General features: G+C 62.8%; 22 protein-coding genes. 12 read left to right on the forward strand and 10 right to left on the reverse strand.

The window, feature by feature from the left end; genetic code table 11:
* Nucleotides 1-208: 208 nt before the first annotated feature.
* Nucleotides 209-871 carry an aldolase gene (locus ABEG21_RS24220; protein WP_347558155.1) on the reverse strand — a complete coding sequence of 221 codons (663 nt, stop codon included), beginning with the start codon at nucleotides 869-871 and terminating at the stop codon, nucleotides 209-211.
* Nucleotides 868-2196 carry a 3-oxo-tetronate kinase gene (otnK, locus tag ABEG21_RS24225; RefSeq protein WP_347558156.1) on the reverse strand — a complete coding sequence of 443 codons (1329 nt, stop codon included), beginning with the start codon at nucleotides 2194-2196 and terminating at the stop codon, nucleotides 868-870. The genes ABEG21_RS24220 and otnK overlap by 4 nt, the downstream gene beginning before the upstream one ends.
* 333 nt (nucleotides 2197-2529) lie before the next feature.
* Between otnK and ABEG21_RS24230 the strand changes: the two genes are divergently transcribed.
* From ABEG21_RS24230 to ABEG21_RS24240, 3 genes are all read left to right on the forward strand, one after another.
* Nucleotides 2530-3912, forward strand: coding sequence for a homoserine dehydrogenase (locus ABEG21_RS24230; RefSeq protein WP_347558157.1), 1383 nt, complete (start codon nucleotides 2530-2532; stop codon nucleotides 3910-3912).
* 125 nt (nucleotides 3913-4037) lie between these two features.
* On the forward strand, nucleotides 4038-5387 hold the full coding sequence (locus tag ABEG21_RS24235; protein WP_347558158.1) for a gluconate:H+ symporter: 1350 nt from the start codon (nucleotides 4038-4040) through the stop codon (nucleotides 5385-5387).
* Between the two features lie 113 nt (nucleotides 5388-5500).
* Entirely contained in the window at nucleotides 5501-6352 is an 852-nt protein-coding gene (locus ABEG21_RS24240) for a DeoR/GlpR family DNA-binding transcription regulator (protein ID WP_347558159.1), read from the forward strand.
* Nucleotides 6353-6364: 12 nt separating this feature from the next.
* On the opposite strand, the gene alaE is transcribed toward ABEG21_RS24240, so the two are convergent.
* The 3 genes from alaE to ABEG21_RS24255 all read right to left on the reverse strand — a co-directional run bounded on the left by alaE (nucleotide 6365) and on the right by ABEG21_RS24255 (nucleotide 9328).
* Nucleotides 6365-6838, reverse strand: coding sequence for an L-alanine exporter AlaE (gene alaE, locus ABEG21_RS24245; RefSeq protein ID WP_347558160.1), 474 nt, complete (start codon nucleotides 6836-6838; stop codon nucleotides 6365-6367).
* 27 nt (nucleotides 6839-6865) lie between these two features.
* Nucleotides 6866-8239, reverse strand: coding sequence for an anthrax toxin-like adenylyl cyclase domain-containing protein (locus ABEG21_RS24250; protein ID WP_347558161.1), 1374 nt, complete (start codon nucleotides 8237-8239; stop codon nucleotides 6866-6868).
* 129 nt (nucleotides 8240-8368) lie between these two features.
* Nucleotides 8369-9328 carry a LysR family transcriptional regulator gene (locus ABEG21_RS24255; RefSeq protein ID WP_347558162.1) on the reverse strand — a complete coding sequence of 320 codons (960 nt, stop codon included), beginning with the start codon at nucleotides 9326-9328 and terminating at the stop codon, nucleotides 8369-8371.
* A gap of 418 nt (nucleotides 9329-9746) precedes the next feature.
* Here ABEG21_RS24255 and ABEG21_RS24260 point away from each other — a divergent pair, with 418 nt between their 5' ends.
* The 3 genes from ABEG21_RS24260 (at nucleotide 9747) to ABEG21_RS24270 (ending at nucleotide 12834) form a co-directional block, all read left to right on the forward strand.
* On the forward strand, nucleotides 9747-11372 hold the full coding sequence (locus ABEG21_RS24260) for an EAL domain-containing protein (protein ID WP_347558163.1): 1626 nt from the start codon (nucleotides 9747-9749) through the stop codon (nucleotides 11370-11372).
* A gap of 69 nt (nucleotides 11373-11441) precedes the next feature.
* Complete coding sequence (locus ABEG21_RS24265; protein ID WP_347558164.1) at nucleotides 11442-12428, forward strand: threo-3-hydroxy-L-aspartate ammonia-lyase; 987 nt, start codon at nucleotides 11442-11444, stop codon at nucleotides 12426-12428.
* A 172-nt stretch (nucleotides 12429-12600) separates the two neighbouring features.
* On the forward strand, nucleotides 12601-12834 hold the full coding sequence (locus ABEG21_RS24270; RefSeq protein WP_347558165.1) for a DUF4148 domain-containing protein: 234 nt from the start codon (nucleotides 12601-12603) through the stop codon (nucleotides 12832-12834).
* 321 nt (nucleotides 12835-13155) lie between these two features.
* On the opposite strand, the gene ABEG21_RS24275 is transcribed toward ABEG21_RS24270, so the two are convergent.
* A complete protein-coding gene (locus ABEG21_RS24275; RefSeq protein ID WP_347558166.1) occupies nucleotides 13156-14442 on the reverse strand; it encodes a multidrug effflux MFS transporter in 1287 nt (428 codons plus the stop codon).
* A 118-nt stretch (nucleotides 14443-14560) separates the two neighbouring features.
* Here ABEG21_RS24275 and ABEG21_RS24280 point away from each other — a divergent pair, with 118 nt between their 5' ends.
* From ABEG21_RS24280 to ABEG21_RS24295, 4 genes are all read left to right on the forward strand, one after another.
* Nucleotides 14561-15367, forward strand: a complete 807-nt coding sequence (locus ABEG21_RS24280; RefSeq protein WP_347558167.1) for an IclR family transcriptional regulator — start codon at nucleotides 14561-14563, stop codon at nucleotides 15365-15367.
* On the forward strand, nucleotides 15322-16902 hold the full coding sequence (locus ABEG21_RS24285) for an MATE family efflux transporter (protein ID WP_347558168.1): 1581 nt from the start codon (nucleotides 15322-15324) through the stop codon (nucleotides 16900-16902). The genes ABEG21_RS24280 and ABEG21_RS24285 overlap by 46 nt, the downstream gene beginning before the upstream one ends.
* A gap of 502 nt (nucleotides 16903-17404) precedes the next feature.
* Complete coding sequence (locus tag ABEG21_RS24290; RefSeq protein WP_347558169.1) at nucleotides 17405-17608, forward strand: cold-shock protein; 204 nt, start codon at nucleotides 17405-17407, stop codon at nucleotides 17606-17608.
* A 403-nt stretch (nucleotides 17609-18011) separates the two neighbouring features.
* Entirely contained in the window at nucleotides 18012-19640 is a 1629-nt protein-coding gene (locus tag ABEG21_RS24295; RefSeq protein ID WP_347558170.1) for a DHA2 family efflux MFS transporter permease subunit, read from the forward strand.
* A 100-nt stretch (nucleotides 19641-19740) separates the two neighbouring features.
* Here ABEG21_RS24295 and pcaD read toward each other — a convergent pair whose 3' ends face one another.
* From pcaD to ABEG21_RS24310, 3 genes are all read right to left on the reverse strand, one after another.
* Nucleotides 19741-20958, reverse strand: a complete 1218-nt coding sequence (gene pcaD / locus ABEG21_RS24300; protein WP_347558171.1) for a 3-oxoadipate enol-lactonase — start codon at nucleotides 20956-20958, stop codon at nucleotides 19741-19743.
* 132 nt (nucleotides 20959-21090) lie between these two features.
* Nucleotides 21091-22509, reverse strand: coding sequence for a 3-carboxy-cis,cis-muconate cycloisomerase (locus ABEG21_RS24305; protein ID WP_347558172.1), 1419 nt, complete (start codon nucleotides 22507-22509; stop codon nucleotides 21091-21093).
* Nucleotides 22510-22729: 220 nt separating this feature from the next.
* Complete coding sequence (locus tag ABEG21_RS24310) at nucleotides 22730-23656, reverse strand: LysR substrate-binding domain-containing protein (protein WP_347558173.1); 927 nt, start codon at nucleotides 23654-23656, stop codon at nucleotides 22730-22732.
* Between the two features lie 251 nt (nucleotides 23657-23907).
* Here ABEG21_RS24310 and pcaH point away from each other — a divergent pair, with 251 nt between their 5' ends.
* A complete protein-coding gene (gene pcaH / locus ABEG21_RS24315) occupies nucleotides 23908-24609 on the forward strand; it encodes a protocatechuate 3,4-dioxygenase subunit beta (protein WP_347558174.1) in 702 nt (233 codons plus the stop codon).
* Between the two features lie 6 nt (nucleotides 24610-24615).
* Complete coding sequence (gene pcaG / locus ABEG21_RS24320) at nucleotides 24616-25248, forward strand: protocatechuate 3,4-dioxygenase subunit alpha (protein ID WP_347558175.1); 633 nt, start codon at nucleotides 24616-24618, stop codon at nucleotides 25246-25248.
* 56 nt (nucleotides 25249-25304) lie between these two features.
* Here the strand turns inward: pcaG and ABEG21_RS24325 are convergent, their stop codons facing one another.
* Nucleotides 25305-25742 carry a DUF3830 family protein gene (locus ABEG21_RS24325; protein ID WP_347558176.1) on the reverse strand — a complete coding sequence of 146 codons (438 nt, stop codon included), beginning with the start codon at nucleotides 25740-25742 and terminating at the stop codon, nucleotides 25305-25307.
* Nucleotides 25743-25814: the final 72 nt, after the last annotated feature.

The following is a 25814-nucleotide window of genomic DNA, read 5'->3' on the forward strand; positions in this document are numbered from 1 at the left end:
ACAACGGCAAAGGACGGCCATCGTTCCGTGCGAAGACACGCATCCTGAAGATGATCGTTCGTGGATGACGCCAACCACGTTGATTCATTGTTCGCGACACCAGATCATCGATGCCACTGAATGCGTGCGGGCCGCAAGATAGCACAGAGTACGCGCATCGCGCTTTAGCTTCTTTTTTTAGGCGCGCGATCGAACGTACTTGGCAGACTTACCAGTTGGCGTTAAAGACCTGATTCAATTCGGCGAGGGCCTCCGCCGAGAGCGGCTCCGGCTTCGGCGTGGTCATCAGCCAGAGCTTGGCGGTTTCTTCCAATTCCTCTAGCGCATAACAGGCTTTCAGCACCGACTGTTCCCAGATCACCGGGCCCAGCCGCTCCAACATCACACCGCGTACCTGATTCGCCAGCAGCGCGACCTGCTCGGCCACTTCGGGCGCGCCCGGCCGACGATAGCGAATCAACGGGATGTGCCCCACTTTCATCACCTGATACGGCGTCAACGGCGGCAGAATGTCGCTCGCACCACCGGTGGCGTCATCGCCGGCGCGCCACACGCCCGCCAGCGTCAATGCGACGAGATGCGTCGAATGGGTATGCACGACGCCGCCGACCGAGGGATTTCGATCATAGACTTGGCGGTGTAATTGCAATGTCTTCGATGGCTTGTCGCCGCTAATCCATTCGCCCGCGCTCGACACCTTGGCGATGGCGACCGGATCGAGGCGACCGAGGCAGGCATCGGTCGGCGTGATCAGCCAGCCATCGTCGAGGCGCGCACTAATATTGCCGGCGCTTCCGACCGTATACCCGCGGCTGTACAAGCTCAGGCCCGCATCGCATATTTCCTCGCGCAAGCGCGATTCCTGGCTCATTTCGCGCTCCCTGCGATTGCCGTATTCGCGCCGTCTGCAGCCACCAATCGCACCGTTTTCTCGAAGAAGTCGTCGCTGCCGAAATTGCCGGATTTCAGCACCACCGACAAGGTTCGGCCGCCGCCCAACGTCGCCGTTAGCGGCACGCCCGGATCTATCTGCGCACCGATACGCAGCGCTTTGACGTCCAAGGCATTGACGATCGCGCCCGAGGTCTCGCCGCCGGCGACGATAAATCGTCCGACGCCTTCATCGAGCAAGGTCTTGGCGATCTTGCCGAGCGCATCCTCGATCATCGCCCCGGCCGCCTCGACACCGAGGGCGGCCTGCACGGCCTTGACATCGTCCGGTGTCGTGGTCGCATAGACGAGCGCGACCTTGCCCGCGGCAATCGCTTCCCGCGCGACGGCGAGCGCGGCCGCGATCACCGGCTGGCCTTTCGAGAGCGACATCGCATCGAGACGGTACGCCGGATGACCGGCCGCCAGCCACGCGGCCACCTGTCGTTGCGTCGCCTGCGATGCACTGCCCGCCAGCACCACCGTCGGGGCGTCGACGAAGGGCAGCAATGCCGCATCGCCCTCGCGCAACAAGCCTTCCTTGCGGAAATTTGCTGGCAGCCCCATTGCAACGCCGGAGCCGCCCGTCACGAGCGGCATGGCCGCGCAGGCTTCGCCCAGTGTCATCAGATCGGCGTCGTCGATGGCATCGGCGATGGCCATGCCCACGCCGTCGGCTTGCAACGCAGCGTATTGCGTGCGCACCGCGGCGGCCCCCTTCGCGACCACGTCCTGACGCACGAGTCCCACGTTGCGCGTGGTCTGGCGCTGCAACACACGGACGAGATTCGCATCGTGCATCGGCGTCAACGGGTGGTGCGCCATGCCGGACTCGCTCAACAGCGTGTCCATGACAAACAGATGACCGCGAAACAAGGTCCGCCCCGCAGCTGGAAACGCCGGGCAGGCGATCGTAAAGTCGGTCCCGAGCGCCGCCATCAAGGCCTCCGCAACTGGGCCAATATTGCCGGCATCGGTCGAGTCGAACGTGGAGCAATACTTAAAGAAGAACTGCCGGCAGCCCTGTTCGCGCAGCCACGCCAAGGCGCGCAGCGAGGCATCGATGGCCTGCGCCACTGGCGCGGTGCGCGATTTCAATGCGATGACGATCGCATCGGCATCCAGCGCATTGGCCAGCGACGCCTCAGGCACGCCGATCGTCTGGACCGTGCGCATGCCGCCTCGTACGAGGATATTGGCCAAGTCCGTGGCGCCGGTGAAATCATCGGCGATACATCCCAGCAAAGGACGGGGGGCGTTGCTCATACAGTCTCCGTCATCAGGACAGCGGAAATAAGATAGGGGCGTGAATCAATGTGAATATCTGTGCGTGGCGCGCGGCAGACATTGATCGACACGCAACGTATAGGCGAAATGCTACACGAAATTTCACATCGACATTGTCGGTCTCGGCGAAAGTTAAGCACGAAATACTATTTATCAGGCCATGATATGGCGAAATGCCCACGTGACCTAGCGTTTACCTTGATGTGAATTTGTGTGAATTTCATTGACCTTCTGGTGATATTCCAAATAACATTCGCAGCATTGCGCTGTGACGAGCTGTCGCGCGGCGCCAAACCATCCGTGGGGAATGCGATGAATTTCGAATTACTGTTCGCTGCCGAGTCTGATCGCGTGGTGCGCTATGCACTCACCGGCGCCAAAGGCGGTTTCTCTCGCACGCTGTTGGCCCAGACGCGGTTGATGCCGAAATTGGTTCCGGCCATTTTGTGTGATCTGGACGTCACGGGACTGCGCGCCTTGTGCATCGAGCTCGGATTCGCGCAATCGTCGCTGCTGATCTGCGAAAACGCCGATGCGGTTGCCGCAGCGCCTGCGGATGCGATCGTGCTGATCGCCGATGTGACGTTGTTGGATACGCGTCGCTATGACATCCTCGTCGAGGCCACAGGCAATCCGGCGATCGGTTATCGCACGGCCGCCACGGCCATCGAGGCGAAGCGTCATATCGCGATGGTGAGTAAGGAAGTCGACGCGGTCTCCGGCATCGCGCTGTCCGATCTCGCCCGCCAACACGGCGTGGTCTACACGACAGCCGATGGCGATCAACCCGCCAATTTGATCGGCTGGGTCAGTTGGGCACGCGTACTCGGACTCGATATCGTCGCCGCCGGCAAGTCCAGCGAATACGATCTGGTATTCGATCCCGCATCGGGCAAGGTCACCCAGTTGGATCAGGTCATCGACGCCCCGGATTTGGGCGGCTTGCTGAAATTGGGCGACGATATTCCCGCCACGCTCGCCGCGCGACGTGCCGCCTTGAACGGCCTGAAGACGTCGGCAACGGCAGACTATTGCGAGATGTCGGTCGTCGGCACCAATACCGGCCTGGTCACCGACACGGAGCTGATGCACTACCCAATCGCACGCACCGCGGAATTGGCGGACATCTATGCGCTGCAGGAAGACGGTGGCGTGCTGCGTCGCGGCGGCGTGATCGATGTTTTCAACGTGCTGCGCCTGCCGGACGAAGCGAGTTTCGCCGGCGGCGTGTTCGTGGTGGTTCGCACGACCGACGGTCCCACCTGGGCGTTGCTGCAGCAAAAGGGCCACGTGGTAAGCCGCAATGGTCGCTATGCCTGCCTCTATCTGCCGTATCACTTCATGGGCGTGGAAACGCCGATCTCGCTGTTGAACGCGGTGCTGCATGGTCGGGCATCGGGTTCGGACAAGCCGTCGCAATGTGTCGTGCTAGCCGGCCGTACCAAAGAAGCCATCCCGGCCGGCACACGGTTGACGATGGGCGGCCACCATCATGACGTGACAGGCGTACAGGCGGTCTTGTGTCCGCGTACCGACGTGCCGAGCGATGTCGCACCGCTCTATCTCGCGGCACATGCCACCACCAAGCGCGATTTGGCTGCCGGCGAGCTGCTTCGCATCGGCGACATCGAAGGCTATGACCCGGCGCTGCACGACGCCTGGCAAATCGGCATCGCCCCGAAGCGCGCACAGTAACGCGCTGATCGAGGCGGCTGGCACCTGCGCGCAAGGCGGATTACGTCGACGCGCAAGTGACCGGCCATTTCAAGGGCGCGAAAGAAAACGCTTACAACAGCACGCGGCAGAGAAAAGAGACGAGCATGACGCATGATATGTATTCGGTGGTCCTGGCGGTTCTGTCCATCGCAGTGCTGATCCTATTGATCACGCGCTTGAAATTGAATCCGTTTTTGGCGTTGATGTTGACCTCGCTCGGCCTGGGCTTGGCACATGGTCTCGCGCCGGTGGCCGTGGTCGACGCCTTTACAAAGGGTTTCGGCGGCGCCTTGGCGAAGACCGGCCCGGTCGTCGGACTGGGCACCTTGCTGGGTGGCATCCTGCTCGGTTCGGGCGGGGCCGACCGCATCGCCAATGCCTTCATCGGTCAACGTCCGGTGAAAACGATCCCGTGGGCGATCTGTGCCGCGGCCTTGCTGATCGGCATGCCGCACCTGTTCGACGTCAGCTTCATCATGCTCGCGCCGCTCGTCTACACCGTTGCAAAGCGGACCAAATCGCATTTGCTCTACATCGGCCTGCCCCTCGGTGCGGGTCTCTATACGGCGCACGGGCTGTTGCCCCCTCACCCGGCACCGATGGCCGCCGTCGTGACCTACCACGCCAACACGGGCTTGACCATCGCGTACGGCTTGCTGATCGCCGTGCCGAGCGCCATCATTTGCGGCCCCTTGTTCACGAAGCTCGCCAGCCGCTGGTTCGGCCCGGCACCGGACTTGAACGCTGGGCCGGTAGGCGCCCGTGATGCGGACGAGCGCGCCCAACGCGTCTCGTTGCCGATGGCCGTGATGTCGGTATTGCTGCCGCCCGCATTGATGCTGGTCGGCACGATCGGGCTGGGCCAGACGGCAAAGGGTTCGACCGCCTATACCGTATTCCAGGCGTTGAACGATCCGATACTGTCCTTGCTGGTCGCCGTGATCTTCGCTTTCTTCGCACTGGGCCTGAAGGCGGGACACAGCCTGTCCGAAGTGCAAAAGATGGCGAGCAAGGGATTGGCGCCGCTGGGGGCGATCCTGCTGATTCTCGGCGCCGGCGGCGGTTTCAAGGATATGCTCACCGCCGTGCATCTTGACACCCTGATCGTGTCGCATCTCTCGACGTTGTCGCTCGATCCCTTGGTGCTGGCCTGGTTGATCGCCGCGCTGCTGCGGATCTGCGTCGGCTCGGCGACGGTCGCCACGTTGGCGGCGGCTGGTATCGCGGCGCCGCTGGTCGGCTTGCATCCCGGCATGTCGCCCGAGTTGCTGGTCCTGGCCACCGCCTCGGGTGCGGTCATGCTGTCACACGTCAACGACTCCGGATTCTGGTTGTTCAAGGAGTATTTCCAGTTGTCGGTGGGCCAGACGCTGCGCACGTGGACGGTTATGTTGTCATTGCAATCGCTGCTGGGCCTGGCAGGCGTCTTGCTCATTCAGGCCGTCATCGCGTAATCTAGCGCCGCGGACACGATGCGGACCGCTAACGACCGTCGGGATGGGGTTTTACCTTCCCGCTTACGCACCCAATCGCGCGCGCGTCGTGCCACCCGAAACCGCCCCGAAGCATGATGTCCGAAGAACACGCCACCGACCGCCCGCGCAACGAGATGGATCCTCAGACCGCACCGCCCGTATTGATCCCGGATCAACGCCGCGAATCGATTCTGCGGGAGTTGCGGCGCCATGGCGTCCTCAGCGTCCATCAGTTGACCGAGATGTTCCAATGCTCGCATATGACGGTGCGACGCGACATTTCCGTGTTGGAGCAGGAGGGACGGGCTTACTCGGTACCGGGCGGCGTGCGCATCGCCAGCCAGTTGAGCACCGAACCCAGTCATCAGGTCAAGGCCATCGTCGAGCTTGCGCAAAAGCGGGCCATCGCGGCGCATGCCGCCACGCTGCTGCACGCTGGCATGACCGTCTATCTGGATGCCGGCACGACGACGCTGTCGATCGTGCCGCATATCATCGCGCTCCAGGACATGACTGTCATCACCAACGATTTCCCGGTCGTCGAGGCCTTGGTCGAGGCGCCGCACGTGAACGTCATTCATATCGGCGGGGTCCTCGATCATCCGAATCGATCCAGCGTGGGGCCGCTGGCCGCGGCGACATTGCGTCAGTTGGCCAGCGACGTCGCCTTCGTGTCCAGCAGCTCATGGGACTTGCAGCGCGGCCTGACTACGCCCTCGGCGCCCAAGGTCGAAGTCAAGCGCGCGGCAATGGAAACGGCGTCGCGCAAGATCCTGGTCACGACGAGTTCCAAGTACGGCACCTTCGGCACCTACCGGATTGCCGGGCTGGCGCAGTTCGACCAGATCATCACCGACGACGCGCTTGCCGACGCCGCCGCCCACCGCCTGCAGGACGCCGGCATCGATATCAGTCTCGTCTCCGTGCCTGGCACAAGCCGTTGAACGCGCGCGCGCCTACGAATTAAGGCTCATCGGTCGGACCGCCCCTTCCACGGCCGCGGGCAGCCCGAACATGCGGCGAACGATGGCGAGAAACGCACCATAGGGACGCCCCAGCACCAGCATCATCACCGTCGCCCCGAGTGTGCCCATCCATAGCCCTCGTCCGGCCGCACCATTCACGGCGATGATCAGCGCATAGATCGGCACTTGGAATGTCACTAAGGCAATGCTGTCCCACATGATCTGCGAAAGACGGCCGACGCCGGCCCGGCGCATCACGTAATCGCGCCATAGGCCATAGGGACGTCCGACCGGCACCATCAAGGCTGCGCCCAGGAGCCGCGCGTGCAGGACCTGATCCCAGCGCATCCCTGCGATAAAACGCTCGTTGAGAAGACCGGTCGTCGTGAAAAACACGATCAGCGCCACCGTGTCCGCCACGACCAGACGATGTCGAGAGAGCGACGAGAACACCTTTGCCGTCATGGTCGGTTTTACCCTCGCGTAAAAAACTTAGATGCCGAACAGCGCACTGGTCTCTGGGACAAAGCCCCGTGCGCGCAGGCAGTCGTAGAAGCGCCGAAGACGCTGTCCCGCAAAATGCCGCGTCAGGAACACGGCGACCGCCCCTCTGCCTTCATGCCTGACCGGCACATAGGGCAGGTGAAAGGGATGGGGTTCGCCCGGGACGAAAAAGATCGGGCAGTCGTGCGGATCGAAACCGTTGCTGAACGGGTTGCCGGTCTCGTCGTTATGACAGACCAGATCGCCGCCGCGATAACCGCTGCGCCGGATGGCATCGTTCAACATGCTGATGATTCTGCGACCGAAGGGGTGCACATTGCCCATGTCGGGATCTTCGGAGGCAGCCGGATCATGCCGCACGCGCCGATCGACGCCGATCAGACAAAACCCGCCGGTGCCGCGCCAGCGACGCACCGCGCCCCCGGGCAAGGCGAGCTGCCCTTCTTGCATCTTCGCACGCAACGGCACCGGCCGCTGGTTGGCCGCCTGTCCGCGCAGCGGGATCAGCGTAAAGAGATCGTAATCCACCGTTACCGGCATCACCGGCGGCAGCGTCACGATCGCACGCATGGCGCGAGGCGGCGCTGTCATCCCGGGGGCATCGGCGGGCAAGCCAGAACGCGGCACGATCGCGAGCGCCGCGCTCGATTGCTCCGCTGTCTGCGGGTTCGACAAGACCTCGACAGCCGCCCCGTGCTCGTCCAACACGCGGCCCCTGCGATCGATGCTGAACGCTTTCATCTTGCCGTGATAGGCCGCGACATAGTGGCGGGGGCGCACTTCGACAATCTTCGCGCGCCGCTTCAACGTGTCGATCTGTCCCCCGGTCAGTACCAGCGGTATCGCGCGCGCACCGCTACGCAGCGCATCGACTACCGCCCGAGCGTGGGCATCGCGATGCTCGACTGCCACCTTGGCATATTCGGCCTTAACGGGAACGAATCCCGCCGTGGGGCCATCCGCGCTCGACTTCGCCTTCAGATGGAAATTTTTTGCCGGATATCCCTGCCGCAACAACGGCGTGGCGGTCGGGTTCGGCGCCCGCAGCCCGATGACGACCCGAACATGATCGGAGACTGACTGAATCGCGTCGCCGTACAAAAGGGGTGGCGCGGGTTCGACACCGGGCAAGTCGCTGCCCGCGCCGCTAGTGCCAGACCTGACATTGCGAGCATCCAACCGCGCTACGGAGGACCGCGCGGAGGACAGGGTTGGCGCAATGCCCGACGAGCCGCATAAAAACGAGGAGAAGCGACCCGTGCAAGCAGACGAACCAGCGGCCGCGGTGCCCTCGGCGCGCGACGCGGCGGACGCCGGCCAACGCAACGGCCGCGTATGGGGCGCCTGAGGCGTGATGCGCATGCGATGTCTCCCGTCTTCGCGCAACGTGCGCAGAAACCGTGAGACACGCCCGGCATTTCTATCGTTCACGCATCGACCGAACGGCCTGTAGGGTCATCGCACCGAAACGATGCGCAGCGTCACGCCGACTTACGCGGATGAGGACCCGTGGGTGTCGGGCCGGCCTGGCATCCCCTGCCCTTGCAAGGACGGGATGGTGAGAAAACGTTCCGCGAGCCAGTCGGAAAACGCCGCGACTTTACGCAACGGCGTCCCCGGCGCGCGCAACAGCCAGATTTGTCGCGGCGCCGGCCGATGCTCGGCGAGCACCTCATGCAATGCGCCCGATTCCAAATGCGCTTGCGTGGCGAACAGCGACGTCATCACCAGTCCCAGACCTGACAAGGCGCTTTGCAGGAAGGCATTGGCGTCCGTGACCACGACGGCATCCTGCATATCGATCATGACTTCGGTGCCAGTGTCGTCGACGAGTGGCCAACGGCGGATGCGGCCGGTCTGCGCCGAGCGGTAATTCACCGCGCGATGCCGGGCAAGATCCGCCAGCGTCAACGGCGTGCCATATTCGGCCAGATACGACGGCGCCGCACAGACGATCGTCGTCGAGGCGCCAAGCGGTTTGGCGACCAGATCGATGTCGTCCAGCAAGCCCGTCCGGATTATGCAGTCCAGCCCTTCCTTGATCAGGTCCACCCGGCGGTCCGTCGTACTCAACTCGACGCGCAGTTCTGGATAGCGCGCGAGAAAGTCGGGCAAGGCCGGGATCACGATGTGATGCGCCAGGATGGCGGGGAGATCGACGCGCAAGACGCCGCGCGGCGACGCATCCGCATCGATCATCTCGTCCTCGAGCGTATGCAGATGCTCGAGGACGGCTCTGCAATGCTCAAGACAGCGCTTGCCGTGCTCGGTGACGCTGACGTGACGCGTCGAGCGGTTCAATAACCGCGTGTTCAGATGCGCCTCGAGGGATTGCACGGCCCGGGTGACTCTCGGGACCTCCATCTGTAGCGCGTCTGCCGCCTTGGTAAAACTTCCGGTTTCCACCACGCGAACGAAAACCTGCATCGCATTCAGCAAATTGATGGCCACCCGCACTCCTTTTTTACCGCCGAGATGCGCCGCTCGGGCGCGTCGGACTTCAGACGCTGGCGCCGGGCGCGCGGATTGTGGACCGCACGATACCTTGCCGCTTGGCGTAATTATAGGATGCTTGCTTCCGCTTCACCATGCGCGTTGCCGTCTCGTACTGTGGCGAATCTGCCTCGACAGGGCGTTTTTCTGACCGAAACCGATGGCAATCGCCGGCCGGATGCAATCGGCGGCCGGAAATTCCTACGGATTGCGCCGTGAAATGGCGGGATACAGGTAGAATCCGCCTGTATCCCGCGATCGTGCGATAGCGACGTTGCGGCTTCCCGTTCTCGCGTCTGGCCGTCGGGATCCGCGCGTCGGGCGAGGTCCCTGACCGTCCGCACGGATTTTAAAATCATTCGTAGTGCCCTGCCGCATGCCCCGCACGCTCTTGCGTACCCCTGCGACGATCGCACTTGTTTTGATCGTCGCATTCTGCACGTTGGCCGGCGCGGCCATCGGCACTGGTATTGGCCAGGCCACTGTCGTCGCCCAACAGCGCGCCGAGGCGGGGCTGCTGGCGCAACTATGGGTGCGCCGCGCCAGCGAAATCAGCGTCGAAGCGGACCAGACATTGGCCGAGATCGATCGTTCGTCGCTGCCGATCTGTTCCGACGCCGACATCGACCGTCTGCGCAAGCTCGTGCTGACGACGCGTTTCCTGAAAAGTGCCGCACGCGAACGTGACGGCAAGATCCTCTGCACCTCGACCCGCGGCCGTGCCGATGCCGACATCACCATGGCGCCGGTCGACTTCGTCAATCAAAAGGGCCAGCAGTTCCTGCTCAATACGCACGAGGCCGGCGTCGAGGGCGCGAAAGCCATCGTCATTCGGCAGGGCACCGCCGCCATCACGATTCACTATCCGGCATACGACGTCGTCGTCGATCCCCGCTTCGACTATCTGGGTGTCGGCATTCAAGACAATCATCGCTTTCTGTTGGCGACGTCTGGCAGCGATGTCCTTCCGGCGCAGCGCGATTTGCGTGACGGCATGCCGGTGCGGATCGCCCATCGACGCTACGAGGTCCGCTGCACCGCTGCAGGCGATGAATGCATTCTGGCCCGCGTGCGCGCCGCGTCCACGTGGAGCGCACGTTGGCTGAGCCCTGAACTGCTCGGCTTTCTATTCCTCGGGGCGGTCGCGGGCTTCGGCATCGGGCTGGGCCTGTGGTCCGTCATGCGCCGTGCCAACTCGATGGCGCGACGTATGCGCCGCGACTTAAAGCAGGGAAAGCTGACGCTCGAATACCAGCCCGTCGTGCGCTTGTCGGATGGCCGATGGGTTGGCGCCGAAGCACTGCTGCGGTGGTCCGACACGAACGGACGACAAATCAATCCCGACCTCTTTATCCAATTGGCCGAGGACGAAGCCTTCATTCATGAGGTATCGCGATACGTCGTGATCCGGGTATTGGACGAACTCGGCGACACCCTGCGTGCGCATCCCGACTTTACGGTGGCGATCAATATTTCGGCGACCGATGTCCTGACGTCCGCGTTCCCGACGTGGGTCGCGCAACGCCTGAGTGCGGCGCAGGTCGCGCCGGCGTCGGTCGCCTTCGAGATCACGGAACGATCGACCGCCGAGCATACGGCACTCGCGCGTGGCATCAAGCGCCTGCGCGATAACGGCCATGCCGTTTATATCGACGACTTCGGCACGCAATATTCGAGTCTGTCCTACCTATCGGCGCTGCCGGTGACCGCGGTCAAGCTCGACAAGTCCTTTTGCCGCGGCTTGCCGGAAGACGAGAAAGTCGGCGTGGTCGCTTCTCGGATCGCCGCGATGGTCGCCGCATTGAAGCTCGATCTGATCGTCGAGGGCATCGAACATGCGCCACAAGCGCTGTGGTTCCAACAGCTGCATCCGCCGCCGCTGGGTCAGGGCTGGCTCTACGCGCGCGCCATGCCCGCTTCGCAAGTGGCCGCATATTGCCATGTACAGGCGAGTGATGCGGACGGCGGCATGACGATGGCGGCGCGTCCGGCCGCGCAGTGACAGGCGTTCAATAAGGTCGCGGACTCGTCTACAATCGGCAATCGACTCCACTTGCCAACCACGCCCGCCATGTCCGACTCCGCCGCATCCGCACCGATTACCCTCCCGACGTATGACGACGTCGTTGCCGCCAGCGCGCGCATCGCCGGCCATGCGCATCGCACACCGGTCATGACGTCGCGCATCCTCAACGATGCTTCCGGGATGCAGCTCTTTTTCAAGTGTGAAAACCTGCAGCGTATCGGCGCATTCAAGTTTCGCGGTGCCTTCAATGCGCTATCGCGTTTCGACGAAGAACAACGCAAGAACGGCGTGATCGCATTTTCGTCGGGCAATCACGCACAGGCAGTCGCCTTGTCCGCGCAGCTGCTCGCCATACCCGCCACCATCGTGATGCCGAAGGATGCGCCCGAGATCAAGGTACAGGCGACAAAAGGCTATGGCGCGGAGGTGGTGTTCTACGATCGCTACACTGAGGATCGGGAAGCGATCGGCCGGACATTGGCCGCCGCCCGAAACCTGACTTTGATTCCGCCATACGATCATCCGGACGTCATCAGCGGCCAAGGCACCGCCGCGAAAGAACTGTTCGAAGAGGTGGGCCCGCTCGATGCGCTGTTCGTCTGCATGGGCGGGGGCGGCCTTCTCTCCGGCAGTGCCCTGGCAGCGCGCGCACTGGCGCCGGACTGCAAGGTCTTTGGTGTCGAGCCGGAAGCCGGCAACGATGGCCAGCAGTCCTTCCGCACCGGCAAGATCGTGCATATCGAGACGCCGAAGACGATTGCGGACGGGGCGCAGACCCAGCATCTGGGCCAATACACGTTCGCGCTGGTACGCCAGAATGTCGACGACGTGCTGACGGCGAGCGATGCGCAACTGGTCGCCGCGATGCGCGACCTGGGCAGCTATATGAAGCTGATCGTCGAACCCACTGGATGCCTGGGCTATGCCGCCGCGCTGGCGGAAAAAGCGCAATGGGCCGGTAAGCGAGTGGGCATCATCGTCAGCGGTGGCAATGTCGATATCGCGCGCTACTGTGCCCTCCTCGCGCAATAGTCTTTTACCCGAAAGGATCGTGACATCCGCTTAAAGAAGCCTAAAATAAAAGTCAAGGAAACAAATTAATTGCAGCGAGACACCGCTGGCGCCTTATCGGGTTCCGTCGGTGCCCGTTTCCGAAGCGGCAAGCCTACCGGGCTAGCCGTCTTACATCAACGGGAGAGTTTCGATGAAAAGCAAACTGATTTCTATCTTGGCAGTTACGGGTCTTCTGGCAGCACCAGCTTTGGTCATGGCACAGTCGCAGGATAATGGTCCGCTCACGCGTCAGGATGTCAAAACGCAGTTGATCCAGTTGGAAAATGCAGGCTATAACCCTGCTCAGAACGATATTTATTACCCGTCGAACATTCAGCACGCGCAACAACGCGTGAACAGCCGGATGTACGGCGGCGGTCAGTAAGGGTTCAAGGGCGCCGTTCCACTGGCGCCTTGTAGGATGCATCGTCATGCAGTAAGGCGGTGTGCGTGACGCGCCAGCGAGCGTCTTTGGTTTGGCGAAAAGCGATGCCTGAGGCAGTGCGTGAACGGGTTCTCACTCATGCATTGCGTGGCGCCATGCGACAGCACGGGTTGCGGACCTTGCAAGCGACCGTCCGTTGAACCGGAACGGTCGTGTCGATTGCGCCGAGAGGGATCGCCTGAGGTGGTTTGACGCTCCAGCGTTACGGGGGAAGCCCGTCCGAGTGAAAGCTCGGACGGGCTTTTTTCATGGCGGTTCCATTCAGGATTGCGCTGTTGCCGCGGCCGCGCCGCGAATGCGTCCCGGCAGATACACCGCCAGCGCAATCAATGCAGCAAGCCCCATCGTCAAGCTCAGCGCCTGCAGTTGCAGCGCGGGAAACAGGGTCACGACCACGACGCTGGATACGGCCCCGCAAATCATCTGCACCGACGTCATCACGCCACTTGCCTGACCCGCGATATGCGGCAGCGGCGACAATGCGCCATGCGCCGCGTTGGGCGCGACCAGGCCGAAGGCAAAGGTGGCAAGCACCAACATCGGCATGACGTCGAGCAGGCTTTCGTGATGCGACAAGCCGATCGCCAGCAAGCCCCCCGAGGCGACGAGGGCCAATACGATCCCCGTCAAGATCAACGCCGAACCGCGCACGCCGCGACGCGACAGCCGCTCGCCCAGCGTCGCGCCGACGACAATACCGAGCCCCGTGCATGCGAACATCGCCGAGTAAACGGTGCCGGACACCTGCAATCGCCCCAACAGCACGAGCGGCGAGGCACTGACATAGGCGAACATCCAGGCAAAACCCAAACCATTGACGAGCATGTGTGCACGCGCATCCGGATGCCGCGCCAGCGTCAGATAGTTCGCCCATAGTCCCTTGCCCCGGGCCGAATCGCCATCATGCTGAGAACCCGCCGACACCCGGTCCATCGTCGCCGTTGACGACACGCGGGCGGCACGCAAGGACGGCAAGGTTTCGCCGATACCCCGCCAGGCGATCAGCGTCAGCAGACAGCCATAGCCAAGGATCACCAGATAGATCCCGCGCCAGCCGATGCCGGCCAGCAGCAAGGTTCCCAACGCCGGCGACAGGATGGGCGCGACATTCGCGACGATCGTAATCACCGCCATGCGGCTCTGTGCCGCCTGTCCCTCGAACAGATCCCGGACCATCGCGAAGGCCAGTGTCATGCCCGCGCCGGCACCGGCGCCCTGCACCACGCGCGCGAGCAACAGCAACCAGATCGATGGCGTGGCGGCGCACGCTAGACTCGCCAGGAAGAAAAGCAGCAAGCCGGCCAGTAGCGCCGGGCGACGGCCGCGTCGATCGGCAAGCGGTCCATAGACGATCGGGCCCGCCGCAAAGCCGAACATGAAGAGTCCCAAGGTCAGGCCAGCGCGACTGGGCGTCGTTGTCAACCCGCGCGCGATGTCGCCGATCGCCGGCAATGCCATATCGGTCGCCACCGGCGCAAGCGCGGCGAGCGCGCCGAGAAACAGCAAATGTAAGACACCGTCGGGTGCCAGGGTTTTCTTGTTCTGCATCGAACCACCTGCCGCGGCCGCCCGCTCGGACGCGAAAAAGTGAGTGCACTGCTTTGCGGTACAGCAGTGTATCGCATTACAATGCAACGCGCTTTAGACGACAAAACAGCGATAATCGATGAACAAGGAAGCAAGCGGTATTCAGGTCATTGCCCGCGCGGCCGCAATTCTGCGCGCCGTGGGCCGCGACGGCGTCAGTCTGGGCGACCTGGCCCGGGAAACCAAGCTCCCCCGCTCGACGGTGCAGCGCATCGTCGATGCGCTCGCGCACGAGCATCTGCTGGAAGCGGGCGCCGACGGCGTGCGACTCGGGTGGGGCATCCAGGCCTTGGCCCAGGTCGCGCAGACCCGCATCACCGAGCAAGTGCGTCCCTATCTCGAAAGTCTGGCCCTGTTGACGGGGGAATCGGTCGATATCGCCTGCCGCGATGGCCGTGAGGTAACCTTCGTCGATCACGTCATCTCGCAGCAGGAGTTGCGCGTGGTGCCGACGTCGGAAAAGCCGCGCCCCTTGCACGCGATGGCCAATGGCAAGGCCTTGCTGGCGCTGCTCGACGACCGCGCGGCCTGCCGCCTTCTCGGATTGGACGACGCCGACGCTCCCCTGGTGCCGCGCTTGACACCGAATACGCTCGTCGAACGCGACGGGTTGCTGGCGACGTTGGCCGATGTCCGTCGAACCGGGCTGGCCTACGACCGCGAGGAACATGCGGAAGGCGTCTGTGCCGTCGCGATCGCCATCGATGTCCCGGGCATACGCCCGCACGCCTTGTCGATAGCCGTGCCGACGTCGCGTTTTGCCATGCATTTGCCCCGTTTCGAAGCGGCGATCCGAGCGGCGCATGCCGATATCGTCGCGGCCTTGCGCCATGACGCAGCGTGCCCCGGACTGCCGGCACGACCGGGTCGATCGATATCGTGCTGAGCAGTTCCGGATGGCATCGACGCGTGTGGGCGCTGGCATTGCCCGTCATGCTGGCGAACCTGACGCAGCCCATCCTGGGGCTCGTGGACACCGCCGTGGCAGGACACCTAGGCGGTAGCGGCCCCTTAGGCGCCGTGGCCTTGGGCGGCCTGTTCTTCAGCTTCGTTTTTTGGAGCTTCGGCTTCCTGCGGATGGCCACAACCGGCTTGATCGCCCAAGCGCATGGCGTGGCAGCCGCGGTTTCCAACACGGTGACGGCCGGGACCGGCGGTGCGCGGCCCGACATGGCTCACGGCCGTGCGCGCGACAATCCGCAATGGGCGCTTCACGTCATCCTGTTGCGTGGCCTGTTGCTCGCGGCGGCGCTCGGCCTCGCCATCTGGGCCGTGCATGCCCCGCTGTTGCACTATGGCCTTCGGGCACTCGGGGCCGCGCATGCGGGCGATGTCGTGTCACACGATGCGCTTGTCTATAGTCGCGCCCGCATCGTGGCAGCGCCGTTCGCGCTACTCAATTACGTCGTGCTCGGCTATCTGCTCGGCCTCCAGCGGATGCGTCTCGCTTTGCTATTTCAAGCGATCGTCAACGCGGTGAACCTCATCGCCGTGCTGCTGGCGGTCTACGTTTTCCACGCCGGCGTGGCGGGCATCGGCGCCGCCACGGCTTGTGCGGACATCGTTGGCTTTGCCTGCGCTTTCGGCATCGTCTGCCCCCCGATCAAAGCGGCCGTCGCATATCGGAAGGCCGATCGGCATCGGCGCGCCGAAAACATCCTTCACCGTGCGAGCGATCCTGCCCCGGCCGGCGCTGACGCTGACGCTGATACCGGCGCAAACACGGCCGACGCATCGGCGATCTTTTATTGGCTGGCCTGGCGACGGATGTTTGCCTTGAACCGCGACATCTTCGGTCGTACGCTGTGCCTGCAAGTGGCGTTCGGCTGGTTTGCGCATGCCGGTGCGCAACAAGGTGCCGTCGTGCTGGCCGCCAACGCGATCCTCTTGCATTTCCAGACCTTCATGGCCTATGCCCTCGACGGGTTCGCGCAGGCCGCCGAAGTCCTCGTCGGCGCCGCCGTCGGGGCAAGGCAGCGCGCCGTCTTCCGTCGCAGCATCGTCGTCTGCGCGGTGTGGGCCTCCGTCACGGCCGTGCTCTTCGGCCTCGCCTACCATCTGTCCGGTGCGGCGATCGTCGACAGCCTGACCAGCGATCCCGACGTGCGCACGACGGCGTATCGTTACCTTGTCTGGGTCGACGTACTGCCGTTGGCGTCGGTGCTGGGTTTCGTGCTGGACGGCGTCTTTATCGGCGCCACGCGGACCCGACCGATGCTGGGCTCGATGGCATTGTCCCTGCTGCTGTTCGGCCTGGCCTGCTGGATCGCCTACCCGCGCTATGGCAACCATGGGCTGTGGGCCGCATTGATCGTATTCCTCACGGCGCGCAGCGTGACGTTGGCACTGTGCCTGCCCGCACTGACTGCGACGATCGAACGTCGCCCTGGCGACGGCGAGACGCGCGTCGAGTCCGCCTAAAGCGTCGTGAATCGCGCGCCGAACGCTGACCGTGATATTCGAGATAAATATCGCTGCGGGTCATCACGGTGACATGATCGCGCACCGACCTTGGCTGACACCGAATGGCGCAGCGCGACTTTATTTTTTTCCGCCGACGCGCCAAACCCGCGGTTTCGACACCGCGCACCGTCCAAAACGAGAAATTTGGCCCTGCCAGCTTTGCATTTACGAAAAAAAGATATGTCCGAAAACAAGCGTGGCTTCGCAATTCGTAAAAATATTTATCTCAATTTATTCATCGATTTGCATAAGAAAGGCATGATGTTTGTACGAATCGTCCTACAAGAATTTCAGAGTTTCTGCCGCTAACACGACTACCCGGATGGCTAGCCTTCGCATTTTCTTATTGACGGCTCAAAGACATTTGCCAACAATACACACGCAGTACTCATTTTGTGGCGGCGCGCTTTCCATTCGACTGTTCCGCGCTGTCCGTCTCAATGCACAACTTGGATGAAACATGGCAACCGGTATTGTTAAGTGGTTCAACGACGCGAAGGGTTTTGGCTTCATTACGCCTGACGACGGTGGCGAAGATCTGTTCGCACACTTCTCGGAAATTCGTGCAGATGGCTTCAAGTCGCTGCAGGAAAACCAGAAGGTCAACTTCGACGTGAAGCAAGGCCCGAAGGGTAAGCAAGCGTCGAACATCACGCCGGCCTGAACCCGGTACGCTCGGACAGCCCACCCTAAGAGCGCGCTCTCGGGGTCTGCCCTAGGTCGCCGATGGATCGTGTGCGGCATTATTGCCGCACATGACCCGTTGGGACCGAATAATCGCTTGTGCGCCTGATGACTGACTGGTTCTTCCGCCCAAGCATTTTCCCCTCTCGTCGCTGCTGTTCTGTCGTTCGTCTCTCCCCTCCGCGGGCGCATCATCCCCTCCCTGTTTTCATGTTCCCCTGTTTGTCCTAAAAGCGTCGTATCGATCGCTTGCACTACCGTGTCGTCATGACATGGGATAGATATCCTTGCGCGCCGACCGGGCATCGCCGCCGTGCCCGTGCAGCATCCCTGCAAAGCTGTCACACTTACGCCGTTCCGTGGTCCGTGGTCTATCTCAATTTATGAGCGCATCTCCTCCCGCATCCCCCCCAGCCGGCGCCGGCGCCCCACCAGTCGCCCCCGCCGCACCCACGCCTTTTACAGGCGGCAAACTGGTCCTGGCAACGATTGCCGTCGCGCTGGCCACGTTCATGAACGTGCTCGACTCGTCGATTGCGAACGTCGCCATTCCGACGATCTCCGGCAATCTCGGCGTGTCGGTCGACGAAGGCACCTGGGTGGTGACGGTGTTCGCCGCCGCCAACGCGGTCTCGATCCCGCTGACCGGTTGGCTGACGCAGCGCCTCGGTCAGGTGAAGCTCTTCGTCAGCTCGATCATCCTGTTCGTCATCTCGTCCTGGCTGTGCGGCCTGGCGCCCAATCTGCCGGTGTTGCTGGCAGCGCGGGTCTTGCAAGGTGCCGTTGCCGGGCCGCTGATCCCGATGTCGCAGGCGATCCTGCTGAGCTCCTATCCCAAGGAGAAGTCTTCGATGGCGCTCGCGCTATGGGGGATGACCGCCGTGGTCGGGCCGATTGCCGGCCCCTCGCTCGGCGGCTGGATCACCGACAGCTACAGCTGGTCCTGGATCTTCTATATCAATATCCCCGTCGGGATCTTTTCCGCGGGCGTCACCTGGGCGCTGTACCGGAAACGGGACACGCCCACGCGCAAGGTGCCGATCGACCTCGTTGGACTTGGCTTGCTGATAGCCTGGGTGGCATCGCTGCAAGTGATGCTCGACAAGGGCAAGGATCTCGACTGGTTCTCGTCGCCGGTGATTTGTGCGCTCGCCGTCTGTGCCGCCATCGGCTTTGCTTTCTTTGTCGTATGGGAGTTGACCGACAAGAACCCGGTGGTCGACCTGCGTCTGTTTGCCGGACGTAACTTCTTTGGCGGAACGGCCGCAGTGGGGGTGGCCTATGGCCTGTTCTTCGGCAATCTCGTGCTATTGCCGCAATGGATGCAGCAGTATCTGAATTACCGCTCGGTGGACGCCGGTCTCGTCACGGCGCCATTGGGGATATTCGCGTTGATCATGTCACCGATCATCGGCAAGATTCTGCCCAAAATGGATGCGCGAATTCTGGCGACCGCGGCATTTGCCGGTTTCGCGGTGGTCTTCTTCATGCGCTCGAACTACGTGCTCGAGATCGACACATACCATCTCGTATTACCGACGCTGCTCCAAGGCATTCCGATGGCGATGTTCTTCATCCCATTGACGGCAATCACTTTGAGCGGCCTGCCTCCGAGCAAGATTCCAGCGGCCGCGGGGCTGACGAATTTCGTGCGCGTGTTCTGCGGTGCGGTGGGTACGTCACTCGCCGGCAATGAGTGGACCAATCGCATCGCACTGCATCACGAGAGACTGACGGAACAGGCGAATATTTATAATCCGACGTTCCAGCAGTCGCTGCAGCAATCCCAACAGGTATTGCATATCAACGAGGCGCAGGCACGCGGATTGTTCGATTTCAATCTGAGCGCGCAGGCAGCGATGATGGGGCTGAACGATATTTTCTTTATATCGGCCATCATCTTCCTGCTGATCATTCCGCTGATCTGGATCACCAAGCGGAATCGTCCGGCCGGTGGCGGCGGGAGCGGCGGTGGTAGCACCGCCAGCGATGCGGCGGCAGCGGCGCACTAATCGGCACGCTTGACCCTGCTGCCGCGCCCTGGACATTGCGTCCAGGGCATCAGGAAGCGGCGGTCCGCGCCGGCGCCTTCGCCACACGGACCGATCCGGTCTAGCCGTTCTGCGCCTTGTCCTGTTCCTGCCAGATCGTCTCAGCCAGATGGAAGGCCGAATTCGCCGCCGGCACGCCGCAGTAGATCGCGCACTGCAGCAACACCTCTTTGACCTCCTCGCGCGTGACGCCGTTGTTGCGCGCGGCGCGCAGGTGCAGTGCCAACTCCTCGTTTCGATTCAAGGCGATCATCAAACCGATCGTCAGCAGACTCCGCGTGTGACGTGGCAGGCCGTCGCGGGTCCAGATCCCGCCCCACGCGTATCGCGTGATCATGTCCTGGAATTCTTCGTTGAACGGCGTCAGGTGCTGCAGCGAGCGATCGACATGCGCCGCGCCCAACACCTCGCGGCGTACCGCGAGTCCTTTCTGATAGCGCGTCTTCTCCTGCAGCGCGCCCCGATCGAAAAAGTCCAGCAAGGTCTGCGAATACGCGTCGGCCTTCTCGACATTCGCGATGTGGCCGGCGGCGAATTCCTTGTAGCGTGCACCTGGGATTTGCGCATGCAGCCAGCGGCCCTGCTCGGCGCTCGTGGAGAGATCGTGCGTGCCGGCAATGACCAGCGTCGGCACGCTGACCGACGCCGCCGCGTCCCGCAAATCCGCGCTGGCCAATGCGCCGCAGTTCGCGCAATAGCCTGCTTCCGATGTCGTCGTCAGTACCGCGCGCAAAGGCACCAGCTTTTCGGGATGCGCGGTCTGGAACCCTTCGGTAAACCAGCGCGACAGAATCGTATCGGCGAATCCGGCGAGGGTCTTTTCCTGTACGGTGTCGATGCGCGTCTGCCAGGACGCCTCGCTACCCACGCGTGCCGCGGTATTGCTCAATACCAGTTTGTCCAGTCGATCCGGATGCTCGATCCCGAGCGCGAGGCCGGTCAGTCCCCCCATCGAGATGCCGCAGAAATGACTGCGCGCGATGCCGAGATGGTCCCATAAGGCGATGACGTCATCGCGCAACTGCTCGATCGCATAGGGTCCTTGCGGTGCACTCGACTGGCCATGACCGCGGGTGTCGTAACGCAATAGGCGGAAATACGGCGACAGCGCCTCGGCCTGCGCCGACCACATCGTCAAGTCCGTGCCCAGGGAATTCGACAAGGTCAACCAGGGCGCGCCCTCCGGGCCTTCCACGCGATAACGCAGACGCACGCCATTCACGTCGGCCCATTGGTCCTGCGCCTGCGGCGCCGTGCGAGGTGTCGCATTTGGCTCCATCGATTCTCTCCGTTTCCAAACGATTTCGTATATAGGGTGGCAAGGCGAGCCAGCGCATGGTTCATCGCGGCTGACGGTGACAACAGGCACGCATGACGTCGGCATCAGCGTCGTCCCGCTGCGGCGAGCCGGTCAGCGGGACGCCTGCGGCGCGCTGTCGCTTGCCTGATATCGTGCCAGCACGGCGTCGACAAAGGCGCCGGCCTGCCCCGTGTAATGGGCGGGATCCAATAATTGCGTCAATTGCGTCTCCGACAATTGCGCACGAACTTCCGACTGCTCCAGCAACACCTCTCGCAAGGTGCACTTTTGCGAGACGGCGGCCTTCGATGCCGCCTCGACCAGATGATGCGCTTCGATGCGCCCCAAGCGTTCGCCCAAGGCCAGCATGACCGCCTCGCCGAGAATCAGTCCCTGCGTGAGATCCAGATTCGCCGACAGGCGCCCGCGATCGACGTTCAAGCCGTCGAGGATACCGACGACGGCATCGAGCGCGCCACTGGTCAGCCGTGCGATATCGGGCAGCGCATCCCACTCCGCCTGCCATCCGCCCAGCGCCCGTTCGTGTTGCTGCACCATGCCACCGAGCATCGTCGCCACCAAGGACGGCACGCGCTGTGCCGCGGTCAAGACGGCCGCGCAGCCCACGGGATTACGCTTGTGCGGCATCGTCGACGATCCGCCTTTGCCCGCTCCGGCCGGCTCCGCCAGTTCGCCGATCTCGGTCTGCATCTGCAACGCGATATCGCCGGCCAGCTTGCCGAGACTGCCGGTTACCATGCCCCAACAACATGCCAGCTCCGCGAGGCGGTCGCGCTGCGTATGCCAGGACACGTCCGGTGCCCGAAGGTCCAGCGCCGCGGCCAAACCTCGCAGCACGGCGGGCGCGTGTGCGCCGAGGCTCGCCAGCGTGCCGGCCGCGCCGCCGAATTGCAGCACGCGGACCTGCTCGCGCGCGGCGGCCAGCCGTGTCCGATGACGCAGCATCGCATCCAAGGCCTGGGCGAACTTCAGGCCGAGCGTGATGGGCAGCGCCTGCTGTAACCAGGTGCGGCCGACCTGTGGCGTATCGCGATGCGTCGCGGCCAAGCTCGCGAGCAGTTGGCAGACCCGCGCCAATGCGGCGTCGATCACGTCGCAACTGTCCAGGGACTGCAGCACGGTGGCCGTGTCGATGATGTCCTGGCTGGTCGCCCCCCAATGGACGTAGCGTGCCGCCTCTGGATCCCGAGCCTTGACCACGGCGGTCAATTGCTTGACGAGCGGAATGGCCGTGTTGCCCGCGGAAGCGCTCGCGTCCAACAAGGCCGGAATGTCGAGCAGCGCGACGTCGCACGCGGCGGCGATCGGCGCCACCGCCGCGTGCGGCACGACGCCGGCGTCGGCACTGGCGCGCGTCAGGGCGGCTTCGACATCGAGCATGCGCTGCAGCGTCGTCTCGACTTCCCAGATCGGCAGCATGGCGCGGCCGCCGTAAAGTCGATCGGTTATGCGCCCCGAAACCGGAGACGAGGATTGGGAAGGGGATGGCGTGGAGGTCGTGGCAGTCATGGCGGGCTTTATCGATGTTCGCGTGACGAACGTAAATTCTATAAACGAACACCTTTTTTATCTTAGGTCTCGCCTCGAAGCATTGTCAACGGACTGCGCACGCCGCCGCGCACGATGGATGATTTTTCGCGGGTAAACGATAGGAGATGCCGGCCGCTCATCGTGGCGGGTGGCATCCGCCATGGGAGGCGGCCGCCTTGTGCCGCGGCGCGGCCTGACCTTATCCCAATTTGGCGGCTTCCCGCAGGCAGGCCAACCATCCGTGCAAGGCGACCGGCGTCTGCCGGTCGACCGGCAGGATCATCCCGACCGGCTCCTCGGATCCCGCCGTCGAAATGGGCAGCGTCTGCAACAGGCCGGACTCCACGTCGAGCCGGATCGCGCTATGCGGCACGAACCAGACGAAATCGTGCTCGCGCACCAGTTGCCGCCCCATCGACACCGACACCGTCTCAATCCGCGGCGCCGCCGTTCGCGCGCCCCCGTCCTCCAATGTCGCCAGTATCCGATTTGCCGATTCCCGGATCAGCGTACCAGCCGGCGGCAGAATCAGCGGATACGCCAGCAACTGCGTCGCACCGATCCGTCTCTCCGACAGCAACGGGTGCTTTGGCGCGACGCAGGCACTGAGGGGCTCGCTACGCAGGAATTCGAAATTGAGGCCCGACATCGCCGCAGGATCGGCGATACGACCCAGCGCCATATCGAGCTCGGCGTCTCGCATGCCATTCAGCAAGGCACGGTTGGTGCCGGTGGTGAGTTGCAGCGTGACGTGCGGCCAGGCATCACCGAAGCGTTTGATGGCAAGCGTGACCCAGTCGCTGACCAGGGTGGGAAGCACGCCGATGCGCAGACGTTCCGGTCCGACATCGGTGGCGTGTATCGCGGCGTCGATGCCGTCCTGCAGGCTGATCATGCAGGCTGCGGCATGCCGCTGAAAGGCCATCGCCGACGCGGTCGGCGTCGCGCCGTTACGGCCGCGCACGAATAGCACCACGTTCAACGCGCCTTCGAGTTCCGAGAGCGTCTTCGATGCGGCAGGCTGGCTGATCGACAAGGCATCGGCCGCCTTTTGCAGGCTCCCCTGCTGCAGGACGGCCAGGAAACATTGGAGGTGGCGAAGCTTGATGCGGTTAAGCGTGGTCATGCACCTTTCCAGCGTGATACGGGTGTACAGGAGGACATACCGCAGGACCTAGGGTTAACACCCTCAAACCAGCGGTTGGGATAACCCTGAGAAAACACCATTTTGCATGTGAAACGGTTAAGCATACAGTGTCGTCATCGCATTGCGATCAAAATGACCCTGCAGTATGCGGCCCCGACGCACCGAAGCTCGAGCACGCGCACGCGCAAGACTGCATCAGACCGCGGCCGCCAAAAAAAGGAGACAAGCGTATGTCCTCATTGCTGATCACGCCGCGCGACTGGGAAACCCAGCCCGCGTATTCGACCCCATCCTATCGCTCGACCGGATTACGGGCACCCAGCCAGTCATTGATTCCACTGCCGGCAAAGCTGCGCGAACTGCGCGCACCGGTCTATGGCGCGGAGCGTCTCGGCGCTCTCGATCATGACCTGACACGCAATGCGGCGCGCAATGGCGAGCCGTTGGGAGAACGCATTATCGTCACCGGCCGGGTGCTGGACGAAGGCGGGCAACCGGTGCGCAATACCTTGGTCGAAATCTGGCAAGCGAATGCCGCCGGGCGCTACGTCCACAAGGTCGATCAGCACGGCGCCCCGCTCGATCCCAATTTCCTGGGTGCCGGCCGCTGCATGACCGATGATCAGGGACGCTATCGCTTTATGACGATCAAGCCGGGCGCCTATCCCTGGGGCAATCATCCGAATGCCTGGCGGCCGCAGCACATCCATTTTTCCTTGTTCGGCGATTACTTCGCATCGCGCCTGGTAACGCAGATGTACTTCCCGGGCGACCCGCTGTTCGCGTTCGATCCGATCTATCAAGGTACGCCAGAAGCCTATCGCAACCGTCTGGTCGCACGCTTCGACCTGGATACGACCGAGGCCGATTTCGCATTGGGATATCAGTTCGATATCGTCCTGCGTGGCCCGCAACAGACGCCGATGGAGTAAGCCGACATGACGAACAATACGACCCCGCTGGCCACCGCCGACCATAACGGCAATCCGTTGAAGCAGACCCCGTCGCAAACCGTCGGTCCCTTCTTTGCCTATGGCTTGACGCCGACACAATACAACTACGGCTTCGACAGTCTGTTCACGCCCGTCATCGCACAGCCCACCGCGCGCGGCGAGCACATCACGATCACCGGCCAGGTGTTCGATGCGAACGGTGCGCCGATCGTCGATGCGTTGTTGGAGTTTCTGCAACCGGATAGCGAGGGGCGCTACATCGGCACCCCGCAGGAAGCCAGCGAAACCGGCTTCAGCGGTTTTGGTCGCGTCGGCACCGGTACCGATCCGAAGGCCCGCTATACGATCGAGACCTTGAAGCCCGGCGTTGCCACGGCGGGAGATGCGCCGCATATCAACGTCATCGTGTTGATGCGTGGTGTGCTGCTGCACGCCTTCACCCGCATTTACTTCGACGATGAAGCCGCCGCGAACGAGAAGGATCCGGTCCTGAACATGGTGCCGGCCGCGCGCCGGGCAACGCTCGTCGCTAAAACGGAAGCCGTGTCCGGCAAGAAGACCTATCGCTTCGATATCCGCATGCAAGGCGACGGCGAAACGGTCTTCTTCGACCTGTAATACCGCGTCCACGGACCCGCTCGCGGATGCGGCGGGTTCGTTCAGACGCAGGCGTTTTATTCGTCGGCGTTCGCCAATTCGAAGCGAATCGGTTGTGCGCCTTCCCACAAGGTCCGCACGCCCAGATCCCGCAGCTTTTCCTTACCCTCGACGATCGTCAGAAAGTGGTTGCCGGCCAGTTGGCCCAGCTTGCTCGAGAAGCAGCATGAACCATAGGCCATGATGATTTCCGTCTCGCTATAGCCACCCGGGTAGAACAGCACATCGCCGACCGAGGGATGGCTGGTGTGATTCTCGAAACCCAGGGGCTGGCCGTCCAGCTCGAGTTTCCAATCGCCCAGCGGTACCCAGCACCCCTCGCCGCTCCAACGGACGTGGATCAGCTTCTGCTCGTAGGGCAGCAAGGCCAGGAAAGCCTTTACCGTATGCGGCGCATCCGGATGGGTTTCAGCGATGAAAACGTCGTCGCCAGAGGTGATCTTGATTCGCGTCATGGTAGAGTAATCTGAAATTCGTATCGAGCGCCGTCCGGGCGCGATGGCCGCCAACCGGACCGCACACTTGTT

The organism is Robbsia sp. KACC 23696 (assembly GCF_039852015.1).
GTDB lineage: Bacteria > Pseudomonadota > Gammaproteobacteria > Burkholderiales > Burkholderiaceae > Robbsia.